Source organism: Lysinibacillus sp. NPDC093692, from assembly GCF_050280125.1.
GTDB lineage: Bacteria > Bacillota > Bacilli > Bacillales_A > Planococcaceae > Lysinibacillus.
Window position 1 is genome coordinate 200111 of sequence record NZ_JBNNUW010000002.1, and the last position, 20377, is coordinate 220487.

The following is a 20377-nucleotide window of genomic DNA, read 5'->3' on the forward strand; positions in this document are numbered from 1 at the left end:
TTTTCGGGAATACATTCGATCAGTTTGATTTATAAGGGGAGGTGTATTGTAATCATTGAAAGTTTTTTAGAAAAGAATAAGCAAACAATTCAACAATATGCCGTATTTATTACTTGATTAGAGTGGAGGTTGGGCGACTCTAGGAAAAAGCCCAGCCGAAACAGAAATCAATCCTACGTTATGGCGTGTTCCATTTTTATTCACAAAAAGTAGTTGATTCCTACTATTTCCTGGCACAATCTATTAATCTATAATTAGAGTCGAATTCTATACTTTAATAGAAAAAGCACATGAGAAAAGACATCTGTGATGAAAAGGGCGGTGTAGAACAATGAAAAAAATTTTACCCTTTGCAATTATTTTGACATTTTTAATTAGTTTTGTGTTTGTAGATAATGAAGCTGCAAATGCTGGGGGTACATCTGTTATTCAATCAGTAGCTAAAGACACAGCAATTTATGAAGATCCTTCCGTAGAAAGTACCGAAATTGGTCAAATAACGAAAGGTAGTTATGTAACAGCTACACCTGTAAGTAAGAAATGGACTCAAATTAAAGTGCAACAGCTAGAGGGATATGTTGAGACGGCAGCATTAGTAAGCACGACACCTGAAATTTATTTAGTGACGCAAAAAGGCGGAACATCTTTATTTACATATCCAAGTCCAAATGCACAAAAAACGGGACTGCTTAATGAAAACAGTATTATCTTTGTATATGGATCAGCACCTGGAGGTTGGTCATTTGTTCAATATGGTCATCAAACAGGCTATGTTGCAACAAATTCTTTAAAGAAACCAGTTGCGACAACAAAACGAGTAAATGCTGCTAATGGTGCTATGCTTCGTTTAACTGCTAGCCCAAATGGCGAGATTCTTGGCACGATTGCTAATAAAACAGTCGTTCAACAGTACACAACGCTAGTTGGCTGGGCCTATGTAGAAGCTGGTGAACAAAAGGGCTATGTGAAAGCTTCTGAGCTGGCGAATATCCAAATACCTGGTAATAAAATATATAATAAAGGTGTACCAGTAGCGAAAGGGGAAAAGAAGCGTGTGGCTTTAACATTCGATGATGGGCCAGATGCAAAAGTTACCCCACAAATTTTAGCGACTTTAAAGAAATATAATGCAAAAGCAACATTTTTTATGGTTGGGCCAAACGCCTCTAAAAACTCAGCAATCGTAAAGAACGTTTATGAGGCTGGTCATGAATTAGGCAATCATACATGGAACCATCCAAAGTTAACAGGCTTATCGCCAGCAAATGTTAAACAAGAGGTTGATCGAACTAGCAATGCTATTTATGCATCCATCGGTCAATATCCAACGGTTTTCCGTCCACCATATGGCGCAGTGAATGATAAAGTTCGTTCTGTCATTACAATGCCTTCTATTCTATGGTCAATCGATACATTAGATTGGAAGCATCACAATGCTGATAAAATATTAGCGTCTGTGAAAGCATCAGTGAAAGATGGCAGCATTGTTTTAATGCATGATATTCATCAAACGACAGCAAATGGTTTGGAAAGTGTAATTCTTTACTTGCAAAAGCAAGGCTATGAATTTGTAACTGTTAGTGAAATATTACAATAAACTATAGGCAATAAAATAAGGCCGTGCAACTGTCTAATAAAGACAATTGCACGGCCTTATTGATTATTTAAATAGATTAATAGTCGTGATAATAATTGGAATACCGAATACGTCGATTAAAAACGCTCCTACAATTGGTACGACAAGAAATGCTTTTTTCGATGGACCGAAGCGTTGGACAACTGCTGACATATTAGCCATCGCATTTGGCGTTGCCCCTAAGCCGTGTCCTGCAAAACCGGCAACCATAACTGCAGCATCGTAGTTTTTACCAAGAATCTTAAATAATACAAAGATACTAAATACGACAATGAAGAATACTTGCGCGAAAACAATAATGAATAATGGAAGTGCTAAATCAGCGATTTCCCATAATTTAATACTCATTAGTGCCATAGAAAGGAAGATCCCTAATGTTACATCGCCAATTAAAGAAATGCTTTTCATGTTAATCGCTTCAGGGTTTATTTTATCCATAATATTGCGCACTAATACAGCTACAAACATTGCACCAACATAGCCAGGTAGTACGAAGCCAGTAGCTTCTGAGAATAATGTTCCAACATATGTACCTACTGCCATACAGAACGTGATGAATAATACTTGTGTAAAGAATGAATCAGATGTAATTTGTTCATTTTTATTTTCAAAATCAACTTCTTCAGTTTCTTGTTCATCTGGCGTTAAATTGTATTTACCAACTAAGTACTTTACAATAGGACCACCGATTAAGCCACCAGCAACTAAACCACATGTAGCTGCTGCCGCACCGATTGTCATGGCTGAAGAAATACCTAAGTCTTCTAATGTTTGTCCAAATGCTGCAGCGGCACCATGACCGCCTTCCATAGAAACAGCGCCAGCCATCATCCCGATTAATGGATGAATCCCCATTAGTGATGCAAGTGACACACCAATAACATTTTGCATTAAAGCTAAGAAACCACAAGCTAACCAATAAATAACTAATAATTTTCCACCAAGCTTCACAAGTTTAAAGCTTGCCCCTAAACCAATTGTTGTGAAGAAAGTAATCATAAATAAGCTTTGTAACGACGTATCAAGCGAAATTTCTATGACGTCAGTTGTCTTTAGAATAGTTGCTAATGCGGCGAACAGTAAGCCACCAACAACTGGCGCCGGTATACAAAACCTTTTTAAAAACCCGATTTTATTGATAAGCCAGCTGCCCAATGCGAATAGGGCAACTGCTAGAAATACTGTTGTAATTTGATTGAATTCGATCATTAACCATGTCTCCTAAGTAAGTGATTTAGTGCTTCATAAACAAAATAAGCACCTAATTTAATTGTGTGTCCGTTCTCATCCAGTGAAGGGTTTACCTCACAAATATCAAAAGAATGTGTATTTGGGTGCGAAGTTACTGTTTGAAGTATTGTGCGAACAGTTTTTGGATCTAGTCCAAACGGTGATGGAGCACTAACTCCTGGTGCAAATGCAGCGTTTAGCACATCCATACATAACGTTAAAAGAATATAATCATGACTATCCATAAATTGCTGAAGATCATTTAAGGTTTGCGCCATATTTTCTGGCGTCAGGTTATCTTCTAACACATAATTTACATTCAACTCATTGGCTTTATCAAATAGCTCTTTTGTATTACCGTAACGTTGTATGCCTAGAACAAAGTAATCGGCATGTGGATCCTGCTCTAAAATCTGACGGAACATTGTGCCGGACGATGGCTGTTCATCATATGGTCGTAAATCGAAATGAGCGTCGATATTGACGATCCCTATTTCTGCATCTTTAGGTAAAGCTGAGCGAACGCCTAAGTAATGTCCGTATAGTGTTTCGTGTCCTCCGCCAAGCACGACACATTGTAATTTTTTGTTTAGCAATGTTTTGACAATTTCACCGAGCTCACGCTGTGCTTCTTCTAATGCATGATTTAGACAAATAACGTTACCGACATCTATAATTTGCTGTTCATCATCAAATGTCCAAGGTAGGCTAGATAATGCCTCACGCAGAGCATTAGGTGCACTTGCTGCGCCTATACGTCCTTGATTACGACGTACACCTTCCTCACAAATAAAGCCAACAATTCCGGCATGGTGATTATCTGAAGCATTGACATCATTAATAGGAATTCTTTTTACTTTTTGATGTAAACGAAAACTACTCGTATTAGTAGTTGAATCTATACGACCTTTCCATTGTTTTTGATCTGTCATTGTATACATATCAGTATCAACTCCGTTTCCAATATTATTGTAGTGAAAATATTGTTATGAATAAATTATATATTCGCATAATTATAATATCTAATATATAATTATTATTAATCTATAGCTTTAAACTATAAATGGGAAGGGATGTTGTTGTGGATATTAAACAATTGCAATATTTTATAGCAGTTGCGGGGCAAATGAATTTCTCGAAGGCTGCTGAAAAACTGCATATTTCTCAGCCTTCTCTAAGTAATGCTATTAAAAAATTAGAGCAAGAAATTGGTTCACCGTTGCTTGAAAGGAATACGAGAAATCTTCAATTAACAGAGGCAGGTGAGCTTTTATATGAACGAGCAAAAGTTATATTGAAAAACATGGAAGTTTTAAAAATTGAAATGGATGAGGTCATTGTACGTGGTACGAGCGAAATAACGATTGGCATAATGGAATCGATTAAGCATTGGCTCCCAAAAGTTATTACAGAGTATAAAAAAGAGTACCCAGAAATGATGATTCATCTAGTAGATATTTTAGGGAGTAAGCGTGTTGAAAAATCGCTTAAAAGCTATAAAACACATTTAATTATTACAAATCAAATCATGGATGATGAGGATCTCGAAGTTAAATGCTTATATGAAGAGCGACTTGTAGCCGTTTTACCATTAAATCACCCATTAGCAGAGAAGGAAAGGTTGACGATCGCCGATTTAAGTGAGGAGCCATTTATTATTAGTACAGAGGGCTTTCAAACGAGACAAGACATTTTGGATGCATTCGCAAGGGCTGACAAAAACATTAATATACAATTTGAGATTGAACGTTTTGAGACAGCTGTGTCTCTTGTTCGTGAAAATTTAGGGATTACCATTCTACCTGAAAATTATTTAAAAGGTCCTACCGCTAACACGATTGTACAAAAAGAAATTGATTGTCCTAATTTGCGACGAAATGTGTATGTAGTGTATTTAAAAAATCGCCATCTACCTTTAGCTATTCGTCAATTGCTTACAGATATTATGGCAGTAGGCAAAACGCTTTAAAATGTGAAAGACTAATGTAATTAAGAAGAGTAACTTCTTTGAATGAGAAGTTACTCTTTTTTATCTTCACGTACTGATATTAAAAGAAGCTATTACGATTTGAATATACATATTATGATAAAATAGTTTTTGGCTTGTGTTTTATTATCGTAATGTGATGACTTATTCGCTTGAAATATTGTCTTAAGTATGAATTTTCTCTATAATTCAAATTTTTGATTAATAGACATTGATTTACAATAAATATAGCGGTAACATTTAATGTAAGAATAAAAATGAATATTCATTCATTTGTCATTTTGAGTTCAAACAAAGGGGGCTTTTTTATGAACTTTTCTTATAGCAAAAAAGTAGTAGAACTGCAAGAGAAGCTGACAAATTTTATGGAGCAATACATTTATCCGAACGAGGCAGTGTATGCTGCACAAGTAGAGGCAATGGAGGATCGTTGGGGAGCGATTCCACCAATTATGGAGGAGTTAAAGCAAAAGGCAAAAGAAGCGGGCTTATGGAATTTATTTTTGCCAGATAGCGAATATGGAGCAGGTTTGACGAATTTAGAATATGCACCATTATGTGAAATAATGGGACGCTCTTTACTTGCGCCAGAAGTGTTTAATTGTAATGCACCAGATACGGGAAATATGGAGGTACTTGTGCGTTACGGCTCAGAACAGCAGAAAAAGCAATGGCTAGAGCCGCTATTACGTGGAGAAATACGTTCCTGCTTTGCAATGACTGAGCCAGCAGTTGCCTCTAGTGATGCAACAAATATCGAGGCAAGCATTGAACGTGATGGCGATTATTATATTTTAAATGGACATAAGTGGTGGACAACAGGAGCTGGGGATCCACGCTGTAAAATCGCCATTTTTATGGGGAAACATAAAGATACTACAGCACCTATTCATGAGCAACAGTCGATGATCTTAGTGCCGATGGATACTCCTGGAGTGAAAATTGAGCGTATGCTTACTGCATTTGGCTATGATCACGCACCTGAAGGACACGGTGAGGTGACGTTTACGAATGTTCGAGTACCTGTTGAAAATATATTGTGGGGAGAAGGCAAAGGCTTTGCGATTGCGCAAGGTCGTTTAGGGCCAGGTCGTATCCATCACTGTATGCGCCTGATTGGAGCCGCTGAACGTGCATTAGAAGAAATGTGTGTGCGTGTAAGTGAGCGACACGCTTTCCATCGAGCGCTCGCAGACCAAGGTGTGATGCGCGAGCGTATTGCGGAGTCCCGTATTGATATTGAGCAGGCAAGGCTCTTAACGTTAAAGGCGGCGTATATGATGGACACAGTAGGGAATAAAGAAGCGAAAGCAGAAATTGCTATGATTAAAGTAGTGGCGCCAAATATGGCATTAAGAGTGATTGACCGAGCGATTCAAGCATTCGGTGCTGCTGGAGTAGGACCTGATACGACGCTTGCTGCACAATGGGCAAATTCTCGTACATTACGATTAGCAGATGGACCGGATGAAGTGCATCGTAACACAGTTGCTAAGCTGGAGCTTAAGAAGCATGCCAAAAAACAAGAGGAGCTGGTGAAATGACGGTACTAGATTTATTTAGCTTAAAAGGGAAAACGGCCATCGTAACTGGCGGAGGTCGTGGTCTTGGAGCTCAAATCGCACAAGGCTTTGCAGAAGCAGGTGCCAACGTTGTACTTTGCTCAAGAAAGGTTGAGGCATGCGAAGAGGTTGCGGCAGAATTAGCTGATTTAGGTGTACAAACATTAGCGCTTGACTGTGATGTAACAAAGCCAGAAGATATAGCGAATGTAGTGACAAAAACGCTTGAAACATTCGGCCAAATTGATATTTTAGTTAATAACAGTGGGGCGTCTTGGGGTACTCCTGCCGTTGAAATGCCATATAAAGCTTGGCAAAAAGTCTTCGATGTTAACGTCAATGGTACATTTTTAATGAGCCAAGCTGTTGGCAAAATAATGCTAGAACAAAAGAGTGGAAAAATCATCAATATCGCTTCGGTTGCAGGGCTTGGCGGTACACTACCTGAATTCATGGATACAATTGGTTATAACGCAAGTAAAGGCGCGGTCATTACGCTAACAAAAGATTTAGCCGTAAAATGGGGACCATATGGCGTTAATGTGAATGCGATTGCCCCAGGATTTTTCCCAACAAAAATGTCAAAGGTTTTAATTGAGCGCGGACAAGATTATTTAATGGGCGTGACGCCTTTAAAACGATTAGGAACTGAAAATGACCTAAAAGGCGTTGCATTATTTTTAGCCGCGGCTGCCTCAGATTATATTACGGGGGATGTCATAGTTGTGGATGGCGGTATGAGCTCAATCATTTAAGGGAGGGGTATAATGGATACGATACAAGTAAGGGCAAGTGAACGTATAGATGAAGTGAAATTACACTCATTTTTAAAGAGTCAATTTCCGGAATTACCAGAGGGGAAACTAGAAATTTCACAGTTTAGTGCAGGACATTCAAATTTGACTTATTGCCTAAAAGTAGGCGAATTTGAAGTGGTTCTGCGACGGCCTCCACATGGACCAGTCGCCAAAAAAGCGCATGATATGAAACGTGAGTTTACGATTATATCGGCATTACATCCATTTTTATCTGCAGTACCTAAACCGTATGTGTACGTGGACGACCGAGATATAATCGGCAGTGATTTCTTTCTAATGGAACGCAAAAAGGGTATCGTACTAGATACTCATTTTCCATCTGGCACTGATAATACGGAGGAATTAGGACGTCTCGTTTCGGAAAAGATGGTTGATTCACTTGTAGCTCTTCATGCAATACCATATAAGGAAACGCAATTAAAAGATATGGTGAAGCCAGAAGGATTTATGGAACGACAAGTACATGGGTGGATTGAGCGCTATGACAAAGCGAAAACGGCAGAACATGCTGAAGTAGCAGCGTTGACTAAGTGGTTAGAGGACCATGTACCTTCTAATGGTGAAGCAACTATTATTCATTATGATTACAAGCTTAATAACGCTATGTTTTCCAGCGATTATTCTGAAATGATGGGTCTTTTTGATTTGGAGATGACAACTGTAGGGGACCCATTAGCAGATTTAGGGGTAGCTATGAGCTATTGGATGCATGCAGATGATCCAAAAATGCTGCTATACGCATTTGGAGAACCACCAATAACGACTTTAACAGGGTTTTATACGCGTAAGGAATTCATAAACCGCTATGCTGAGAAAAGCGGACGTGATGTTTCGGCCATCGATTATTATATTACATTTGCCTACTTTAAATTAGCTGTAATTTGTCAGCAAATCTATTATCGATACGTCAACGGTCAAACAAAAGACGATCGTTTTGCACAAATGGATAAAATGGTAGCTGCTCTAATTCATCAGGCTTCCAAAGCACTATAACTATAAAAAATAACGGTTGCTTGTCCGAGCAGCCGTTTTATTATTGTCAAAACAACAGATTATCCGACATTAGTTTTTATATTATTAAGATGTATTCTCGCACCCAATTTATTTTTATAATAAAATATTCCCGTGAAAAAAATTAAGGGAGTGCGAATATATGTTCTTATTTTATCATATTTCATTAATCTAGCAAGCATTTTGGCTAAAAAGGGGAAGGTATATGCAGTTACAATAATTATTTATTGTTTTACGATAAATAATTATTGACTTGGAATGAATGACAAGATAATATGTCATTAGCAAGTTATGAACAAAGATAATTATCAAGATGGTTAAAATTGATAATTGTATTATTGTTCGGTATTTATATAGGGCCACAAACAGGCAAGGAAGATTTACTAGACAAAGAAGAACTACAAGCACTATATAATCCATTTATTGCATTTGGATAACGTGGATTCCATTTTTATTGGCTCTAATCAAGATATTACGGACTCGAACGCAGATTAATTAAAAATACTAAGTGTGTTAGCCATGATCTAAGGTGTCTTATATGTAGCTGCGTTACTTTATATTTTTTCGGTTGGTAGCTATCACGCGAATGTCCTAGATTTTATTCTTTGCAATCGTCATCTCAGTCTTTACTTCAATGCTTTCTTATTTAGTAAGAAAAGCAAGTGAGATAAAGCAGGATAATGATCTAACGATTGAGGTGTGTAAACGATGGTTATCATAGTAAATCTCGATGTCATGCTGGCCAAAAGAAAAATGGTGTGTTACAGAATTATCAGAAAAACTAGGCAATACAATGGCGAATGTTTCTAACTTGAAAAATGGAAAGGCAAAAGCCGTTAAATTTCCTACATTAGAAAAAATATGCGAAGTTTTAGACTGCTAACCAGGTGACATTTTGGAATATAGAAAAAATGAGGATAATGAATAATAGGAGAAGAATGATGAAAAAATATATACTTGCAACTTTACCGATTTTAATAGGAATTTTATGTTTATTTACGAAGGGAATTATCGGGGATGAAATACTGCCAGATGGAACACTCATAGAAAGAAACTTCTTTTTAATTCCTTTAAGTTATTTATTTTTCTTTAGCGGTATAATTTCATTAGTATTTGTTGCAATTATTTCTACCGATAAAAAGACAAATATTGTGAAGTAATATGAAAAGATCAGGTTACCAAATAGGAGCCTGGTCTTTTCTGCGTGTATTTTGTTATTCCCACGTTTGATCAAGTTTATCACTGTAAAACTTTATGGCTTTACGATAGTCTTTTATACCTTCATCATTAGTAGTGTCAACTACTGTATTTAACAAAGTTTCCATAGCCTTTGAATGTTCCCTAAGATTATAGAGAGTCATTGCATAAAATACCTTTACATGTTCGGCTTCGGGAAACTCACTTATGGCTTGTTCAAAAATACGTTTTGCCTGTTCATATTGCCCTAACGTACGATAAGTACTTCCTAACCCTACATAAGTATCTAGTAAAATTCCTGATTCGAGCCCTAGTTGAATCGCTTTTTCATAGTGGGGAACAGCGTCATTTTCTTTTCCTAATGAATCATATGTCCATGCACATTGAAATTGGTAATATCCATTTTCAGGCTCTTCTTTAACTAGTGCTACCATTAATTGATTTGCTTCTTCCAATCGCCCATTCTCCCGCAAGGTTATGATGTGTTGTAACTGTTTATCCATGTTCTTGTATCCTCTAACTTTCTATATTTTTCTAATATTTAATAATTTTAAACTACTAAATTTTTATTGTATACTTGATTCACATTTTTAAAAATTTTACTTTTCTATATTATCAGGCATTTTGGTAGAGAAAAATAGAAATAGTATTGTTCGATAAAAGGCTTTTTAAATTACATATAAAATAATAATGAGAGGTGAGGTAGGATGCTGGAGCGTTCTATGGAGAAAACACGGGAACGTAAAATAGAAAGGGAGTGATAAAGAGAAGAGCATTAAAATATGGCTCTTCGATATAAAAAGAAAAGAGGACGATTATAATGAATAGTTATCAAAGCATTTTAAATGAAGGTTTTGAATTGAAATATTGTGTGAAGGGACAAGGTAAGCCAATATTGGTAGTGGGTAGCAGTGTATATTATCCACGCTTGTTCTCGGAAAATTTATATAAACAATTTCGATTTATCTTTTTGGATCATAGAGGGTTTGTGAAGCCACCACGTGCTTTAAAGAAAGAAGATTATACTTTGGATAAAATTGTCGAGGATATCGAAGCAGCAAGACAATTATTAAAGCTTGAGGATTTTATCATTTTAGGACATTCTGGACATGCATTTATGGCGATTGCGTATGCCGAAAAATATCCTCAAAATGTTCAGAAGGTCATTTTATTAAATTCAGCACCGACAAACAGTCAGGAGAGACAGCAGCAAAGTTTTTCATTTTTTAATGAGACGGCTAATGCTGAACGAACAAAACAATTTGAGCATGATATTGCTTTGTTAGAGAATGATATTCACAATGATCCAGAGAGAAGATTTGTGCATATGTGTATTCGTATGGGAGCGCATAGCTTTTATGACTACACGTTCGATGCTGCTTATATGTGGGAAGGCGTCTATACAAATATGGATGTTATTGATTATCTTTGGGGTGTAGCTTTTGCTGAACGAAATCTAATCCAATCTACGGCTCATTTAGATAAACCTATTTTGGTAGGGTTAGGAAAGTATGATTATTTAGTCGCTCCTGTTTCACTTTGGGATGTAATTAATGATTCATTTGAAAACGTGAAGAAGCTCATTTTTGAAAAAAGCGGCCATAACCCAATGTTTGAAGAACCGGATATTTTTGATAAAGAATTAATCAATTGGATTAATGAATAGATGATGACCATTCCTCATATAGGTTTGTAATAAAGATTGATCATTTAAAATATGGTTTATTAATTTAACCCAAAATATAAAATCGCTAGAGACTTAATATAATTCTCTAGCGATTTTCCATGTAACTTCGAAGCCTTAATTTAATTGCCGCTGTATCCAAAACAGTAGCGATTATGATCCCCGCTGTATATCGAACCAAATCCTCTACAAGAAAGCCTTTGCCAAGTATCAAAGCCCCGAGCGTAGTCCCACGAATCTGATTAATCCAGTCTTCCTGATATAACTGGCTAAATTCAATGCCGAAGCTAAACAAAAGACTGAGCCAAATAGCTGTGAGGACGCTTTTACCCACTAGCAACAATCGAAATCCGAAATAGACCATCATAGCCCATAGTATGTCTCCTGCGTTCTGCGCTACAAATGACGGGAGTAGGGTACTCCAATTTCTTGAAGCTAAGCCGAGTGAAATGGTGATAACAATAGCTATCAAATAAGTTACTCGTATTTTATGGTATTGCAAGTTGATAGGTTTATGCCCATTAGTCAATAGAACCACTCTTTCGGTTGTTAATATTAATCCATTATCTCATAAATGATGTCCGAAAGAATTATCTGTATAAGCACCTTTGACGAAAGAGTACCTAATTATTTAGTTCACCATGTAATCTTCTTTAAGCAAACTGTATACTTCTAAATCTACAACACCTTTACCAGACCATACTTTAGCTTGTCTCAAAAGTCCTTCTTTTAGAAAACTATTTTTTAGGAGAATCTTTTTAGATGCTTCATTTAACGGCATTACTTCGGCCTGTATTCGATTTATATTAACTTCCTCAAATAAAAATTTGACAAGTATGTTAACCGCATCAGATGCAAGGCCTTTACCCCAATAGTCCTCTGCTAAATAGTAACCAATCGTCACCATATTCACTTTTTGATTAAATTCCATTGCTTCTATAATACCTACTAATTGATCGCTATGAGATTTTTGAAAAATGCCCCATTTAACTATGCTTTCCTTCTTGTAATCTCTATCAAAATGCCCAATCATTTTATTCACTGTTTGGATATTATGTTTAGGGATTATCCCGCAGTATTCAAATACTTTTTCATTATCATAAATTGCAAATAGTTCCTGTAAATGTGCATTTTCAATTTTTTTAGTACTAGCTTTTCGGAGTTTAATAATGGGAACTCTGCAAACACTTTTTCTTTATTCATAGCATTCTCTCCTTATTTTTTAATGAGCACAAGAACAGCAGTAAGGTTCTTCTTACTATTATTCAGTTCTTTTGGGAATTAAGAAAATATTTGTAAAAAATAAAGTAATTATGTATAATTTTACTATATTCTTTAAGAAAGTGAGTGATTAATTATGAAAGTCAGCTCTATTTTTTCATCAAACATAAATAAGGTGTGGAAGAACTAAGTATAATAGATTCTTCTGCAAAAAAATCGGAGGAATTACTTTGTATAGTTATTACGGTCCATTATGTACAGAACTTTATGATTTGACAAAACCAGTAGGATATTCTATTGGTGGGGATATTGAATATTATCTTGAACGACTAAAGGGAACTAAGGGAAAAGTGCTTGAAGCGGGGGTTGGTTCTGGACGCTTCTTAATTCCTTTACTTGAAAAGGGATATAAAGTTGAGGGAATTGATTACTCACCTGAAATGTTAGATTTATGCAGAAAACGTTGTGAAGAAAGAGGATTCATGCCAAATCTATATGAAGGTAACTTGAGCAACTTTTCAATAGACTCGAAATTTGAAGCGATTGTTATGCCTACAGGTTCTTTATGCTTAATAGAGAATTCAAAAGATGCGATGGATGCATTAAAATGTATGTATAATCATTTGATACCTGGAGGACGCTTAATTGTAGACTTGCTTTTACCTACAGACTGGCGAACAGGGGAAACTTCTTCATCTTACTATGAAATTTCGAAAGAGGAAGGAATTGCATTAGAAAGAAAAGCCGTTGAAATGAACTGGATTGATCAATATACGCTAACCGTTTTGAAATATGAAAAATGGAGAAATGGTAAATTAATAGATTCAGAATTACAAAGATTTCCGTTGCGATGGTACGGAATAGAAGAATTCCAGCACATTTTAACAAGCTTAGGTTTTTCTGATATTACTTGTTCAGCTGAATATATTTATAATAAAAAGCCTTCAAAAGAGCATTCATTAATTACATTTGAAGCTGTTCGTAAATAAGTAAACCTGCTAGATTTTAGCTAAGAAAGTAGCTAAATATCTAGCAGGTTTTTGTTTTAATCATCATTTATTTCTTTGTACTCTAAATAGAATACACTCTTGGACCTTGTCCAATGTTAAGTTTTAGACTTTTTGTACCGCTGATCGATTAATACTAAATTCATTCCAAATCGAGCCATCTTCTTTTAGCAATTCTTTTCCACTCCAAATGATGTCGTAAATGTCACCCTCGTAAGCAATGGCACGACCAAATGCAAATGAAATAAAATAGTCATTCCATGATTGGAAGAAATGGCTGCCGGCATCAGCTGCTCTCGCAATATAGCCCCATGCCTGTTCTTCGGTTAAATAACCAACTATGTAGCTCCATCTTGCAATATTTACAGCTCGGTCAAAATCCCATGCGGCAATAGTGTCCACACGGTCATAGTCTGATTTTGCAAAGGAAAGCTGCTTCATCATTACTTCTTGCGCAGATTCATAGCATTTCTGTGATTTGCCCACTTCTTCCTCTGTAAAAGTCTGGCCAGCTTTCAACGCCATAAAGAGCTCGTCATACCTTGCACGATGTCCTTCCATAAGAAGCCATTCTAAGGTTTCTACAGCCTCCTCTGGATTACTAACGTCCCAGTATGAAGAAAGACCTTCTTTCAATGTCTCGTGATCTACCTTCACTGGCAGTATCCGAGGAGACTCAGACCGGTAAAGAGCTATATTGGCACCGTAGGCAAGCAAATGCTGTTTCTCTTTCGGTAAAGGGTTAGCCGCCTCCATTTCTAACTGTGATTTTTTTGCGTTTTTCACAATTCGTTTGCTCGCAATAATTAAACCAACAATAAGTAAAACCACAACAGCTACAATAATTCCTACAATCTTCAAACTACACATTCCTTTCCGTGTTTTTATTTGGCGAAGTTTAAACAAGAATCATTTACTTCGAACAAAATACAGTAAAATTATACATTTATAGGTAGAGATATACAATGAAACTATTTTATTACTTATAGGTGAAAGTGAGGATGATATTTGTAGGTGTAAAGAATATGGCACGAGTGATTGAAAGGCACTAAAGATAGGGACATGAAGCAGAAGGTAGCTCTTAACGTTTTTTACTAGGTGAAATGGATGCGGATTTAAGCTACTTTTCAGCGAGTACTCAAACAGTCGCTGAAAGAAATTAATGCTTTAGGAAAATATAAAACCCATTTTTTTCTTGCTATATCTTTACTGTATAAAGGAAAAATATGATTGTCTACAATTCAATGAGGAAGTAGGGATTTCCATGCATGAAAATATGCACTATGGTAGCGACTTTAAATATATTCCTGCGACATCAATTTGGAGTGGTGATGGTGTAGAAGTTTTGCCTGATTTATACCAACATACGATTCAAATTGTTAATATTGTACTCTTCGGTGAACCTCATAAGAGAGAGTTCGTATTAATTGATGCAGGCATGCCAAAAAGTGCAAAGGAAATTATTTCGATAGCCGAGGAGAGATTTGGATCAAATAGCCGACCTAAAGCGCTAATTTTGACGCACGGTCATTTTGATCATGTTGGGGCGATAATTGATTTAATTGAACACTGGGGTATGCCGGTTTATGCACATTCTTTAGAATTACCTTATTTAACAGATATAAAAAATTACCCTAAACCTGATCCTAGTGTAAATGGTGGCCTACTAGCAAAAGTTTCATCCATTTTTCCGAATGAAGCGATTAACTTAGGAAACAGAGTTGAGGCACTTCCTTCGGATGGTAGTATTCCATTTATGGATGGTTTTCGTTGGATTCATACGCCGGGTCATACGCCAGGACATATATCATTATTTCGTGAAGAGGATCGAGCATTAATTGTTGGAGATGCATTTGTTACGGTTAAACAAGAGTCGCTCTACAAAGTGTTGCTACAAAAAAAGGAAATTAGCGGGCCGCCGCGATACTTTACGGCGGATTGGCAAGCAGCTTGGGATTCTGTAAAAAAATTAGAGGCTCTAAAACCTTCAGTAGCTATTGCAGGACATGGATTACCAATGAAGGGGGAAGAGCTTACGAGAAATTTGCATAAGTTAGCTAGTGAATTCGAGCAGATTGCTTTACCTAATCACAGCAAATTTCTGAATTAACATAGTAAAGGTCACTTTGCATGATGGAAGAAAAACTAGGGATGTCATGATGCCGAAGAAATTCTTTATGAAAATACTTTTTGATATTCATAAAAAAACTGCATCTCCAATTGTTAGATGTGTTTAACTTTTGGAGTGCAGCTTACATTGAGTTTGTGTGAAATTGGTATTTTCTATAAATGTTCACTTGTAAATTGTTGTATTTTTTTTGTTCATCTCAATGTTATTTTCGGGAATAATAAGCGTGAAACCTACAATAACGACGAGTCCAGTAATTAAACCATAAATAATTGGTAGTGTAGAAGTAATGCCAAAAATTATAAATGAAATAAAGATAACTAGTGAACTAGCAATTATAGAGTAGAAAGCAGCTTTACTTGTTACACGTTTCCAATAAAGGCCGACGATAAGAGGTACGAAGATAGCACCTGATAAAATTGCGTAGGCCATGTCTAATGCCACTAGTATGTTTTGAATCCATACAGAGAAAATGATGGCTAAGACACCTAAGCCAAGGATGACCATTCGCGATGTATTGATGATATCTCTATCAGTCATATCTTTTTTTACGTACACCTTAATAATATCGTTGGTGATAAGTGTCGCAGAGGCAAAAATAGCTCCTGAAGCATTTGACATAAGTGCAGAACAAACACTAGCAAGAACAAGTCCCAACAAGCCTGGTGGAAGAATTTCTAATGCAAGACTAGTAAAAGCAGATTGAGTTTCCCCTAGATTTGGAAGTAGGACAAGTGCACACATACCCACTATACTTAGTACTAGACCATATAAAACACTGTATACACCAGCTGAAATAGCACTGCTTTTCGCTACCTTTTGACTTCTCGCTGTAAATACACGCTGCCAGATGTCTTGAGAAACCATTAAACCAAAGAAGTACAATAAAAAGTATTGGAAGATTCGGTCCCAGCCGATATTTGTAAGGCTTAGATGCGCTTCTGGCACACTACTAAATAGAACTGTTAATCCTCCGACACTGTTTACGCTAAACGGGAACATAATGAAAAATACACCGATAGTCATGACAATAAATTGTATAATATCGGTTAAGGTAATACTCCACATACCCCCTAAGATAGTATAAAAGAGCACGATCCCTCCGCCAATAATCATAGAAGGAATAAGGGCCCAGCCTAGTAATACGTGAATAACATTTCCCATACCAATTACTTGTGTTACGACTACCATCAGGGTATAGATTGCAGTAACAATCGCACTAATAAGCTGAGTTCCTTCACCAAAGCGCTTTCCTAGTAACTGACTAATAGTAAAAACCTCATACCCACCAATTTTATTAACGACGAAAAGACCCAAGGCAGCTATACCAAAGCCCATCATCGAAACAAACCAAAGACCAGAAACCCCATAATCATAACCTAATGTCGTTGAACCCATCGTAGCTGCACCACCAATAATAACAGCTGCTAAACAACCAACGTGGCTGTAATACCCTAGACGACTTCCTGCGAGGACAAAATCTTTTTCTGATTTCGCTTTTTTAATTCCGATTATTCCTACAATTATTAAGGCACCAAAATAAAGAACAAGAACGAAAGTATCCAATATATTCATTAATACACCCCCGAACTTAATTCTAATTCGTATTCAGTAATTGCTTCGTCTAGCAAGGAAATTCCTAAGTCTAAATGTTCTTTATCAATATTTAATGGGGGCATCATTCGAATTACTTCTCCTTTATTACCGCTTAAATAGTAAATAACCCCTTTATGCAGACATTTCTCTAGGATATTCATTAACCCCTTACCATTGGGTTCTTGGGTTTCTGGATGAATAATTTCAATTCCTAACATCAAACCAATTCCACGAACTTCACCAATCGTGTGATGTTTTTCTTTTAAGAGTATTAATTTATTTAATGCATAGTCACCTAATATTCTTGCATTTTCTACTAAACCTTCATCTTCAAGAACGTCAATTGTAGCGCATGCGGCCGCACATGCGATAGGATTTCCACCAAATGTAGTACTATGACTTCCAATTGTCCATTGTTCCATTAATTCCCTTGAAGCTACTGTTGCGCTAAGGGGTAGTCCGCTGGCAATTCCCTTTGCAATCGCCATAATATCAGGGATCACATCAAATCGATTTGCTGCAAACCAGTCACCAGTTCGACCAAAACCAGTTTGAACTTCATCAAAGATTAATAATATTCCGTAGCGGTCACAGATTGCTTTTATTTTTTGTAACCATGCTTTTGGAGGGATAACATAACCGCCTTCTCCTAGAACAGGCTCTAAAATAACAGCTGCCACTTCATCTGGAGACACTTGATGATTAAATAAACGTTCAAAATCTTTTTCAACGCGTTCTGACCAATATTCATCATGGTTTAAACCTGCTGGTGTTTCCGTTAATTGAGCATATGGTAATTGATATGTCATGTTCGCTCCGACTGGTAAACTCTTTCTGTATTTACTTTTTGATGTAGTGAGGCTTAAGGCTCCCATCGTTCTTCCATGGAATCCTCCAAGGAAAGAAACAACGTAAGGTCTCCTAGTTACATGTCTTGCTAATTTTACGGCACCTTCAATTGCCTCTGCTCCACTATTTCCGAAGAAAAAACAATCTAATGACTGTGGAAGAATCTTTCTCAATTTCTTAGCTAATAGAATAATTGAATCGTAATTTATAATACCAATAGGACCATGAACTAAATAATCAACTTGATTTTTAATCGCAGTAATGACCTTGGGATGTCTGTGCCCTGTATTTTCTGTAGCTATACCAGAAGTAAAGTCTAGATACTTTTTACCGTCGACCCCTATATAAAATAATCCCTCCGATTTAACTACCTGTAAATTTGGAAAATCCTTCGCCATTGTGGGCGCTAATAAGCCTTCTTCATTTATGTTTTTCCAATCAATCATAAACTCATCCCCATTCCGTTGGTGTTGAAAGAATTTTCTCTTAATTCAGAAAATACGTCAAATGCCTACTATAAGAAATATTAATAGTTAAAAGATTGTTGATAAATATTATTTGAAATGGGATTCCTAAAATTGTAAATAGCTAAAGTGGAAATTAATTGGAGTTAAATACATCTCATTTTCTTAAATGGAAGTAGGAGAATTATTACTTTATAATGGAAATACATCTTTGGAGAAAATTCATTTTGTGGGAATAAGGGGAAAGTAGACGGTGATATAGATGGAACTAAGGAATTTAAAAACCTTTCAAGTAGTCGCAGAAGAATTAAATATCACAAAGGCTGCCAAAAGATTAGGATATACACAGCCAACTATTACGTTACAAATACAGTCTTTAGAAAAAGAACTGAATCACACTCTATTAACAAGAGTTGGTAAAAAGACGTTGCTAACAGCTGCTGGAAAAAAGTTAAAAGACCATGTCGATAGCTTATTTATCTTTATAGATAAGTTAGAAAAAGACATGGAAGAACTACATGGACCTTCTGGCATTCTGACGATTGCTGCCTCAGAATATTATTGTACGCAACACCTTTCGCCGATTGTAAACGCTTATTTGGAAATATACCCGACTGTGAAAATAAGCCTTCTACCACTAAACAGTGTACATGCTATCAAAAGTGTACGAGACCATGTGGCAGATATCGCCATTATTGCGAATGAGTGTAATGATATCGATATCAGTAAAACTTTTTTAGAAGAGGAAAAGGCTTTTTTAGTTGCTTCGTCTGAAATTTGCAAAGAAAGAAGTTTTCATGAAATTATAAGAGAAGCTACTTTTATCTCCTATGACTATCATTGTAGTTTCAGCAATATTATAGAACAATACTTCAAAAAAGCAGATTTTCAACCTCAGTCCACTATTATGGTTGGGGGAAGTGATGAGATGATTAAGCGTGCCGTGTTGAACGGGACAGGCTATGCGATTTTAGGTCAAAATGCTATTGAAAATGAAATACAGGACGGTTCGATAACGATCCTCCAACATGTTTCAGAATCAATAATTACATCAGCTATAAATTTAAAAGTTCGCTCAGATGAACCGAATATACTAACGTTTCATGAATTTTTACAATACGCCTGGCCAGTTAGCGATAACCTTAAAGAATCATTAGGTTAATTTGCAAAAAAAGGGAATTAGAAAATAGGAAATAAATTTTTTTAAAAAAAGAGCTGTAGCAAATAAATTTGCTACAGCTTGAATTGGTACATGCCCCTTTGATGGCGCAATATGATATATTCTATCATAAAATAATTTATTATAGCGAATTTAGATTTTTCCGACATTAAAAAAGAATTATAAAGATAATTGACAAAAAAATCAAAAAACGGTATATTCAACTTATTCAACGTTGAATATAAAAAGGTGATTATTATGACAAGGCTATTAGTTCTTGCAATGTTGGGGCTAAAACCAATGACTGGCTATGATATTAAAGTAATGCTTGAATTAAATGACGCTGAACGATGGGGTGGTGTGCTAATCGGCTCTATCTATAATGCTTTAAAGAAGCTTGAAAAAGATGGCTACATAGAGGTGGCTAGCATTGAATCCACAGGTCATAGACAAAAAGCAATTTACCAAATTACCGAAAAGGGCAGGGAGCATGAGCAAGAATTAATTATCGAGGCTCTGGAAAAATCCTCTGTAGTTTACCCTACAACTTTGTATTCTGGTGTATCCTTTGCATTTAAACTGCCAAAAGCTAAAGCTGTGGAAGCATTAGAAAAGCAGAAAAAAATTTTAGAGCAAGAAGAGCAGGCTATCAATGCTGGCTATGAGGCGAAATTGATTGCTATGCAAGGAGAACTGCCAGCATTAACACAACTGGCATTTGATAATATGCTAGAAATTGTGAAAGTGCAGACAAAATTTGTACATCAAGCTATTGATATTATGAAAAAAAATAACTCCCTCGAATGAGGGAGTTAAAAAATACCTACA

At 36.3% G+C, this 20377-nt stretch carries 18 protein-coding genes and 3 pseudogenes; 13 read left to right on the forward strand and 8 right to left on the reverse strand.

What is annotated here, in order from left to right:
* Nucleotides 1-331: 331 nt before the first annotated feature.
* Nucleotides 332-1597, forward strand: a complete 1266-nt coding sequence (locus tag ACQKN4_RS03745) for a polysaccharide deacetylase family protein (protein ID WP_079561336.1) — start codon at nucleotides 332-334, stop codon at nucleotides 1595-1597.
* Nucleotides 1598-1660: 63 nt separating this feature from the next.
* On the opposite strand, the gene gltS is transcribed toward ACQKN4_RS03745, so the two are convergent.
* Nucleotides 1661-2845 (reverse strand): sodium/glutamate symporter, encoded by a 1185-nt coding sequence (gltS, locus tag ACQKN4_RS03750; RefSeq protein ID WP_079561337.1) that lies wholly within the window; start codon nucleotides 2843-2845, stop codon nucleotides 1661-1663.
* Nucleotides 2845-3807, reverse strand: coding sequence for a formimidoylglutamase (hutG, locus tag ACQKN4_RS03755; RefSeq protein WP_427482370.1), 963 nt, complete (start codon nucleotides 3805-3807; stop codon nucleotides 2845-2847). Before hutG ends, gltS begins: the two co-directional genes overlap by 1 nt.
* 140 nt (nucleotides 3808-3947) lie before the next feature.
* Here hutG and ACQKN4_RS03760 point away from each other — a divergent pair, with 140 nt between their 5' ends.
* From ACQKN4_RS03760 to ACQKN4_RS03790, 7 genes and pseudogenes are all read left to right on the forward strand, one after another.
* Nucleotides 3948-4835, forward strand: coding sequence for a LysR family transcriptional regulator (locus ACQKN4_RS03760; protein WP_079561339.1), 888 nt, complete (start codon nucleotides 3948-3950; stop codon nucleotides 4833-4835).
* A 326-nt stretch (nucleotides 4836-5161) separates the two neighbouring features.
* A complete protein-coding gene (locus ACQKN4_RS03765; protein ID WP_079561340.1) occupies nucleotides 5162-6397 on the forward strand; it encodes an acyl-CoA dehydrogenase family protein in 1236 nt (411 codons plus the stop codon).
* Nucleotides 6394-7170: an SDR family oxidoreductase gene (locus ACQKN4_RS03770; RefSeq protein ID WP_079561341.1), complete on the forward strand. Its 777-nt coding sequence runs from the start codon at nucleotides 6394-6396 to the stop codon at nucleotides 7168-7170. The genes ACQKN4_RS03765 and ACQKN4_RS03770 overlap by 4 nt, the downstream gene beginning before the upstream one ends.
* A gap of 12 nt (nucleotides 7171-7182) precedes the next feature.
* Nucleotides 7183-8226 (forward strand): phosphotransferase family protein, encoded by a 1044-nt coding sequence (locus ACQKN4_RS03775; RefSeq protein ID WP_079561342.1) that lies wholly within the window; start codon nucleotides 7183-7185, stop codon nucleotides 8224-8226.
* 365 nt (nucleotides 8227-8591) lie between these two features.
* A pseudogene (locus tag ACQKN4_RS03780) lies at nucleotides 8592-8965 on the forward strand (DUF2975 domain-containing protein).
* Nucleotides 8953-9127, forward strand: a pseudogene (locus tag ACQKN4_RS03785) (helix-turn-helix domain-containing protein). Before ACQKN4_RS03780 ends, ACQKN4_RS03785 begins: the two co-directional pseudogenes overlap by 13 nt.
* Nucleotides 9128-9164: 37 nt before the next feature.
* Nucleotides 9165-9404 carry a DUF3955 domain-containing protein gene (locus tag ACQKN4_RS03790; RefSeq protein ID WP_427482373.1) on the forward strand — a complete coding sequence of 80 codons (240 nt, stop codon included), beginning with the start codon at nucleotides 9165-9167 and terminating at the stop codon, nucleotides 9402-9404.
* 54 nt (nucleotides 9405-9458) lie between these two features.
* Here the strand turns inward: ACQKN4_RS03790 and ACQKN4_RS03795 are convergent, their stop codons facing one another.
* Nucleotides 9459-9944: a tetratricopeptide repeat protein gene (locus tag ACQKN4_RS03795; RefSeq protein WP_427482375.1), complete on the reverse strand. Its 486-nt coding sequence runs from the start codon at nucleotides 9942-9944 to the stop codon at nucleotides 9459-9461.
* 317 nt (nucleotides 9945-10261) lie between these two features.
* On the opposite strand from ACQKN4_RS03795, the gene ACQKN4_RS03800 reads away from it, so the two are divergent.
* Nucleotides 10262-11107, forward strand: coding sequence for an alpha/beta hydrolase (locus ACQKN4_RS03800; protein WP_427482377.1), 846 nt, complete (start codon nucleotides 10262-10264; stop codon nucleotides 11105-11107).
* Between the two features lie 106 nt (nucleotides 11108-11213).
* Here ACQKN4_RS03800 and ACQKN4_RS03805 read toward each other — a convergent pair whose 3' ends face one another.
* Both ACQKN4_RS03805 and ACQKN4_RS03810 read right to left on the reverse strand, forming a co-directional pair.
* On the reverse strand, nucleotides 11214-11654 hold the full coding sequence (locus ACQKN4_RS03805) for a DUF2809 domain-containing protein (protein WP_427482379.1): 441 nt from the start codon (nucleotides 11652-11654) through the stop codon (nucleotides 11214-11216).
* Between the two features lie 102 nt (nucleotides 11655-11756).
* A pseudogene (locus ACQKN4_RS03810) lies at nucleotides 11757-12328 on the reverse strand (GNAT family N-acetyltransferase).
* 248 nt (nucleotides 12329-12576) lie between these two features.
* Between ACQKN4_RS03810 and ACQKN4_RS03815 the strand changes: the two are divergent.
* The gene (locus ACQKN4_RS03815; protein ID WP_079561348.1) at nucleotides 12577-13335 is read left to right on the forward strand and encodes a class I SAM-dependent methyltransferase; all 759 of its coding nucleotides are present in this window, start codon (nucleotides 12577-12579) and stop codon (nucleotides 13333-13335) included.
* 123 nt (nucleotides 13336-13458) lie between these two features.
* Here ACQKN4_RS03815 and ACQKN4_RS03820 read toward each other — a convergent pair whose 3' ends face one another.
* Entirely contained in the window at nucleotides 13459-14214 is a 756-nt protein-coding gene (locus tag ACQKN4_RS03820) for a DUF1266 domain-containing protein (RefSeq protein WP_427482382.1), read from the reverse strand.
* A 403-nt stretch (nucleotides 14215-14617) separates the two neighbouring features.
* Here ACQKN4_RS03820 and ACQKN4_RS03825 point away from each other — a divergent pair, with 403 nt between their 5' ends.
* The gene (locus ACQKN4_RS03825; protein WP_427482384.1) at nucleotides 14618-15463 is read left to right on the forward strand and encodes an MBL fold metallo-hydrolase; all 846 of its coding nucleotides are present in this window, start codon (nucleotides 14618-14620) and stop codon (nucleotides 15461-15463) included.
* A gap of 183 nt (nucleotides 15464-15646) precedes the next feature.
* On the opposite strand, the gene ACQKN4_RS03830 is transcribed toward ACQKN4_RS03825, so the two are convergent.
* A complete protein-coding gene (locus ACQKN4_RS03830) occupies nucleotides 15647-17056 on the reverse strand; it encodes a sodium:solute symporter family transporter (protein WP_427482386.1) in 1410 nt (469 codons plus the stop codon).
* Nucleotides 17056-18372 (reverse strand): aspartate aminotransferase family protein, encoded by a 1317-nt coding sequence (locus tag ACQKN4_RS03835; protein ID WP_427482388.1) that lies wholly within the window; start codon nucleotides 18370-18372, stop codon nucleotides 17056-17058. The genes ACQKN4_RS03830 and ACQKN4_RS03835 overlap by 1 nt, the downstream gene beginning before the upstream one ends.
* 280 nt (nucleotides 18373-18652) lie before the next feature.
* Between ACQKN4_RS03835 and ACQKN4_RS03840 the strand changes: the two genes are divergently transcribed.
* A complete protein-coding gene (locus tag ACQKN4_RS03840; RefSeq protein ID WP_427482390.1) occupies nucleotides 18653-19552 on the forward strand; it encodes a LysR family transcriptional regulator in 900 nt (299 codons plus the stop codon).
* A 255-nt stretch (nucleotides 19553-19807) separates the two neighbouring features.
* Entirely contained in the window at nucleotides 19808-20356 is a 549-nt protein-coding gene (locus tag ACQKN4_RS03845; RefSeq protein ID WP_079561352.1) for a PadR family transcriptional regulator, read from the forward strand.
* The last annotated feature ends 21 nt before the right edge of the window (nucleotides 20357-20377 follow it).

Excerpts from the sequence above, each read along its gene's own strand:
- ACQKN4_RS03830 (WP_427482386.1), bottom strand. The coding sequence starts at position 17,056 with ATGAATATATTGGATACTTTCGTTCTTGTTCTTTATTTTGGTGCCTTA.
- ACQKN4_RS03800 (WP_427482377.1), top strand. The coding sequence starts at position 10,262 with ATGAATAGTTATCAAAGCATTTTAAATGAAGGTTTTGAATTGAAATAT.
- ACQKN4_RS03790 (WP_427482373.1), top strand. The coding sequence starts at position 9,165 with ATGAATAATAGGAGAAGAATGATGAAAAAATATATACTTGCAACTTTA.
- ACQKN4_RS03845 (WP_079561352.1), top strand. The coding sequence starts at position 19,808 with ATGACAAGGCTATTAGTTCTTGCAATGTTGGGGCTAAAACCAATGACT.
- ACQKN4_RS03775 (WP_079561342.1), top strand. The coding sequence starts at position 7,183 with ATGGATACGATACAAGTAAGGGCAAGTGAACGTATAGATGAAGTGAAA.
- ACQKN4_RS03765 (WP_079561340.1), top strand. The coding sequence starts at position 5,162 with ATGAACTTTTCTTATAGCAAAAAAGTAGTAGAACTGCAAGAGAAGCTG.
- hutG (WP_427482370.1), bottom strand. The coding sequence starts at position 3,807 with ATGTATACAATGACAGATCAAAAACAATGGAAAGGTCGTATAGATTCA.
- ACQKN4_RS03840 (WP_427482390.1), top strand. The coding sequence starts at position 18,653 with ATGGAACTAAGGAATTTAAAAACCTTTCAAGTAGTCGCAGAAGAATTA.
- ACQKN4_RS03770 (WP_079561341.1), top strand. The coding sequence starts at position 6,394 with ATGACGGTACTAGATTTATTTAGCTTAAAAGGGAAAACGGCCATCGTA.
- ACQKN4_RS03825 (WP_427482384.1), top strand. The coding sequence starts at position 14,618 with ATGCATGAAAATATGCACTATGGTAGCGACTTTAAATATATTCCTGCG.
- ACQKN4_RS03745 (WP_079561336.1), top strand. The coding sequence starts at position 332 with ATGAAAAAAATTTTACCCTTTGCAATTATTTTGACATTTTTAATTAGT.
- ACQKN4_RS03795 (WP_427482375.1), bottom strand. The coding sequence starts at position 9,944 with ATGGATAAACAGTTACAACACATCATAACCTTGCGGGAGAATGGGCGA.
- ACQKN4_RS03835 (WP_427482388.1), bottom strand. The coding sequence starts at position 18,372 with ATGATTGATTGGAAAAACATAAATGAAGAAGGCTTATTAGCGCCCACA.
- gltS (WP_079561337.1), bottom strand. The coding sequence starts at position 2,845 with ATGATCGAATTCAATCAAATTACAACAGTATTTCTAGCAGTTGCCCTA.